This window comes from Luteolibacter rhizosphaerae (assembly GCF_025950095.1).
Taxonomy (GTDB): Bacteria; Verrucomicrobiota; Verrucomicrobiia; order Verrucomicrobiales; family Akkermansiaceae; genus Haloferula; species Haloferula rhizosphaerae.
In genome coordinates this window covers 1-4,050 of record NZ_JAPDDR010000030.1, presented here as the reverse complement: position 1 = coordinate 4,050, position 4,050 = coordinate 1, and the positions used below count along the sequence as shown (strand labels likewise).

At 64.7% G+C, this 4,050-nt stretch carries 6 protein-coding genes; all 6 read left to right on the top strand.

Annotated elements, in window-relative coordinates; genetic code table 11:
* Positions 1 to 253: 253 nt before the first annotated feature.
* A complete protein-coding gene (locus OJ996_RS26315; RefSeq protein WP_264516744.1) occupies positions 254 to 727 on the top strand; it encodes a hypothetical protein in 474 nt (157 codons plus the stop codon).
* A 202-nt stretch (positions 728 to 929) separates the two neighbouring features.
* Entirely contained in the window at positions 930 to 1,202 is a 273-nt protein-coding gene (locus OJ996_RS26310; RefSeq protein WP_264516743.1) for a hypothetical protein, read from the top strand.
* A gap of 76 nt (positions 1,203 to 1,278) precedes the next feature.
* Positions 1,279 to 1,737 carry a hypothetical protein gene (locus OJ996_RS26305; protein ID WP_264516742.1) on the top strand — a complete coding sequence of 153 codons (459 nt, stop codon included), beginning with the start codon at positions 1,279 to 1,281 and terminating at the stop codon, positions 1,735 to 1,737.
* A gap of 88 nt (positions 1,738 to 1,825) precedes the next feature.
* Complete coding sequence (locus OJ996_RS26300) at positions 1,826 to 2,473, top strand: hypothetical protein (RefSeq protein WP_264516741.1); 648 nt, start codon at positions 1,826 to 1,828, stop codon at positions 2,471 to 2,473.
* Positions 2,470 to 3,159 (top strand): hypothetical protein, encoded by a 690-nt coding sequence (locus tag OJ996_RS26295; protein ID WP_264516740.1) that lies wholly within the window; start codon positions 2,470 to 2,472, stop codon positions 3,157 to 3,159. Before OJ996_RS26300 ends, OJ996_RS26295 begins: the two co-directional genes overlap by 4 nt.
* 164 nt (positions 3,160 to 3,323) lie before the next feature.
* Positions 3,324 to 3,776, top strand: a complete 453-nt coding sequence (locus OJ996_RS26290; RefSeq protein WP_264516739.1) for a hypothetical protein — start codon at positions 3,324 to 3,326, stop codon at positions 3,774 to 3,776.
* The last annotated feature ends 274 nt before the right edge of the window (positions 3,777 to 4,050 follow it).

The window sequence follows — 4,050 nt, the reverse complement described above, 5'->3', positions numbered from 1 at the left end:
GCTGGTAGCGAAAGGCAAACCGAAGAAGGTGGCTTTAACCGCAGTGATGCGACAGATGCTCACGGTAATGAACTCGTTGCTCAAAACGCCGGAATTCGTCCTTGAGTAGAACACCGTTGCTCCAAAGAGCCTGCGGCTCCAAAGGGGGTAGCGTAAGGAGCGACGACATTCTTGTCGTCGGGGTGAGCGTGTGGTCGGGGACCGGGATGTCCCCGCTCCTTATCGCTCCGCGTGCATCCCCACGCCGGGCTTGATGCGCGGCATCGCCTGCGGGAGGATGCTGCGCGTGCCACCGCTGCTCCGCTCGCGCATCCTCTGGTCCGGCGTGTTGCTGGTGCTGCTGCTGTCCGGGCTATGGGCGGATTCCCGCCGGCATGTCCGCGGGCTCGGTGCGCTGCGCGGGGTCTTCGAGGAAAGCGCCTCCCTCATCCATGGCGAGGGCTCGATCGAGATCAGCTACCAGCAAATGCGGCACGGATCCACGGGCGGTCCGTGGAATTTCGCTACGCGGCACGATCCGGTGGTGGGCACGCCCAGGTGGTTCCTCGCGCCGCGCTGGCTGCAGAAGGACTACCCCACCGTCCACTACTATGAGCTTCGTATTCCCTACTGGTTCCTGATCGTGATGACGGTGGCGGTGTGGGGCCTGCTGCTCACAAGGCGTGCATGGAAGCGGAACCGGATGGCAGCGGAAACGATGATCCCGGAGGCAGAGTCGAAGGCATGAAGACGCTGCTTCGCTCCCGCGGCTTCTGGTTCGGCTCGCTCGGGCTGCTGATGATTCTGGGAATGTGGGTGAATTCCGCGGGGTTCAAGATGACCGGTCATGCCTGGCGGACCGACTGTGGAGGGGATCTTATCCTGACTCATTCGCGCGGGAGGATGGAGCTCAGTTTCTCTCAACTCATGGACGAGGTCCCTGCTGCCCGATGGATCTGGCGGAGCTCTTCGATGCATCCCCTGGAACCAGGTCAGAAGATCTCGATGTTTCGAGCCCCGGCATTCAGTGGCAGGCGAAGCAGGACAGCGATTCTTTCATGCGGGATGCCGGCGATCCCTTTGCGATCGATAGCGGTGCCGAGTATCGATCCTTCGGGATCCAGCTTCCACACTGGCTCCTCTCGCTGATCTACCTACCGCTCTGGGGCGGCCTTGCGCTCGTCTTGCGTGCATGGAAGCGCCGCCGCATGAGGATTGCGTGAAATGGCGGTGAAGGCTTTCACAGGATTTTGACAGAAGATAGGTTGCCACTCCGGAAGATATTCCGAAGATAGGTGGATGGTCCGGGTGATATGGCTACAGGGGGTGATCGCAGGCGGCGCGGCGGCGCTGCTGCTGATCCTGTGGCTCTGGGCCCGCTCGCTGGAGCAGGTGGACCAGGCGATGGCGAAGAGCCGGGATGGCTCGGCCTCGGTGGCGGTCTCGCATGGCGGCGGTCGCGTGGTGCTGGGCTGCCGGATCGCGCCGCGGCAGGTGGCGGGTGCTGCGGGCTGGGCCTTCACCACCGCCAGCCTGCCGATGGATGAGACGGACGGGATGAGCCCGTGGTTCCCTCCGGGATTCCTGCAGATGGGCAAGTCCGCGAACACGGGGGCCTGGGGGATGAGTGCGCGCGTACCCTACTGGATGATCGCCGCCGGGCATGTGCTGCTGTGGTCCGGCGCGCTGGTGTGGGCCGTGAGGGCGCGGCGGCGGCTTCGGATCTCTTCGCCCCAGAGGGGAGGGGAGCGGGGATGAGGAGTTGATGCTCATCCCGCGCTTGTTTCTCCTGCGCCGCGGAGATAGGAGAGGGATGGTGCGTGCGAGCGGAAGATGGAGCGGAGTGATGCTACTGGCACTGTGCCTGTGCCTGCCTGCGTGCAAGAAGGACAAGCCGGTGGCCTGGGTGGAATCCAGCGCGAACGAGGTGCCGGAGGATTCCGTGCCGAGCGATGACGATTGGCTGATCTTCGGCGCGGCGCGACATCGCATGCATTTCCTGCGCATGGCCACGACCATCGATACGAGCGATCCGCAGACCCATGAGCTGGCGCGCCTGCAATTGAAGCCGGACATCGTGGCGGAGCTGAAGGCGGAACTCCCCAAGGTGGAGGATCTCTATGCCCGCCAGCGCACCGCCATCGTGGCGAAGCTGGATGCAGAGCAGGCGGAGCTCTTCGAGCAAGAGATCGCACTGGAGGCGGAGATTGCGGAGAAGATGATGCCGATCTTCTGGCAGCCGCGCGAGACGAAGGTCTGGGAGAGCAGCACGGAGCTGGCGGCCAAGCTGGCGAAGCTCAAGGAGCTGCGCGCGCCGCTCTCCCCCTGGCTCTTCGGCCTGCCGGCGAAGAAGAGCGAGGTGGAGGAGATGTACGATACCGCTTACCTGCGGAAAGCGATGAAGTCCGGCTACGGCTGGCCGCTGGTGAATTCGATCAGCCGGGAGCAGATGGAGCAGCTCGAGCAGGAGGCCGCGGAGAAGAAAAAGCGATGAATGCCCGGCCCGCCAGCGCCTTATCACCCGTAGGGTGGGTCTTGCTACGATGGATCTCGTATTTCCTCGCGGTCGCGCTGTGCGCCTGCGGGGAACGGCGGGCACCGGAGCCGGTGCGGGTGGAGCCCGCGGAGCAGGATTGGCTGGTGTATAGTGCGCTGCGGCACCGGCTGCATTTCCTGCGGGATGCCCCGCGCGGCGAGCTGGGGCGCAAGCTGGCCGCGGAGGATGCGGGGATCCGCGCACTGGCGGAGACGCAACTTGCGGAGCTCTCCCGCGAGCTGCCGGAGGTGGAGTCCATGAAGGCCGCACGGGAGCGGCTGCTGCTGGAGAATATCGATGAAGCGCGGCAGGAAGTCTTCCGGCAGGAGATGGCGCTGGAGGATGAGGTCCGCGAACGGATGTGGGCGCTCGCCACGGCGCGGGATGCGGTGGAGCAGGCTGCGGATGCCGCCGCCCGCATGAGCACGATGGAGCAGGAGCTGGAGGCGAAGCAGGCGGAGCTGGCGCAGGGGCGGGCGAGGCTTTCACCCGGCTTGATCGGTGCCGCGCCAGGGCTGGAGAATTTGTGGAAGATGTATGAGGCGGCGGAGGAAGCCGGCGCGATGAAGCGCGGCTACGGCTGGCCACCGGAGCGGGAGAAGGTGATGCAGGGGATGGAGAAGCGCGGAGGGGAGGGGAGGTAGCCATGTGGGAGGGCTTGCCAACCTTGATTGCCTTCGGGGCCGTGGCCTTGGTGGTAGGCTTTTTGGAGAGTCTGGGCGTAATTAGGGAGATGGCCGCTCCGGGATCCGGGTTTCGCAGGAAGCTGCGGTGGCTGCGTGGCTCCGCCTGTTACTGGTGCGGGGTTATGGTGCTCGGTCTTCTGATCTGGGTATGGGTGGACTCGCATCGCACGATGACGCGGGTGGTCTCCTCGCAACCGGGCAGCGGGAGCTACTGGAGCCTGACTCTCGAGGATGGCGAGATCCTCGGCTATCGGGTGGAGGAAGAGCTCGGAACCACTCCTACCGGACCGCGGCAGTTCTCGTTTCATCGCGAGCCGGGGAGCGGCAACCGGGTGGAGCGCGGTTTCACCTGGCGAGGGCCAAGCGTGTTGGAAAGCACGCAGGAGGCGGATGGCTCATGGCGGGTCACGGTGAGGCAGTACTCCGCCTCGGCTGCCTTGTTCGGGGTGGTGACGGTGTTTCTCATGGTCTGGGTGATATCGCTGACAGTGGCAGCGAATCGGGGGAAGAAGAAGCAGGAGCGTGGTGGTGACAGTCCTGCCACTACGATGGATGGCGTAGATGGCGAGCGGTGAGCCCGTTCGCGGCGCAGCCGCTTTGGAGTGCGGCGAGGATCGCCGCTTTTGGGGAGGTGCGGTGAGAGATTGCGTGGGGAGATCCCGGGGTGTTGATCCCTTAGGGGGATGAGATCACTCTCTTCACGGCGCTCCGTTGCGCGGACTCGCTCAAAAGCGGCGATCCTCGCGCGCACTTGTATGTTCGTTCTGATCGCTCGCTTCGACGCACTCGTGCTGATAGGCAGCGGTTTCCGGAAGAGCGGTGGCCACCGCTCTTCCGGAGGCACGGATG

Bases quoted from the DNA above. Each gene is read 5' to 3' on its own strand.
- OJ996_RS26315 (WP_264516744.1), top strand. From the start codon at position 254: ATGCGCGGCATCGCCTGCGGGAGGATGCTGCGCGTGCCACCGCTGCTC.
- OJ996_RS26310 (WP_264516743.1), top strand. From the start codon at position 930: ATGGATCTGGCGGAGCTCTTCGATGCATCCCCTGGAACCAGGTCAGAA.
- OJ996_RS26305 (WP_264516742.1), top strand. From the start codon at position 1,279: ATGGTCCGGGTGATATGGCTACAGGGGGTGATCGCAGGCGGCGCGGCG.
- OJ996_RS26300 (WP_264516741.1), top strand. From the start codon at position 1,826: ATGCTACTGGCACTGTGCCTGTGCCTGCCTGCGTGCAAGAAGGACAAG.
- OJ996_RS26295 (WP_264516740.1), top strand. From the start codon at position 2,470: ATGAATGCCCGGCCCGCCAGCGCCTTATCACCCGTAGGGTGGGTCTTG.
- OJ996_RS26290 (WP_264516739.1), top strand. From the start codon at position 3,324: ATGGTGCTCGGTCTTCTGATCTGGGTATGGGTGGACTCGCATCGCACG.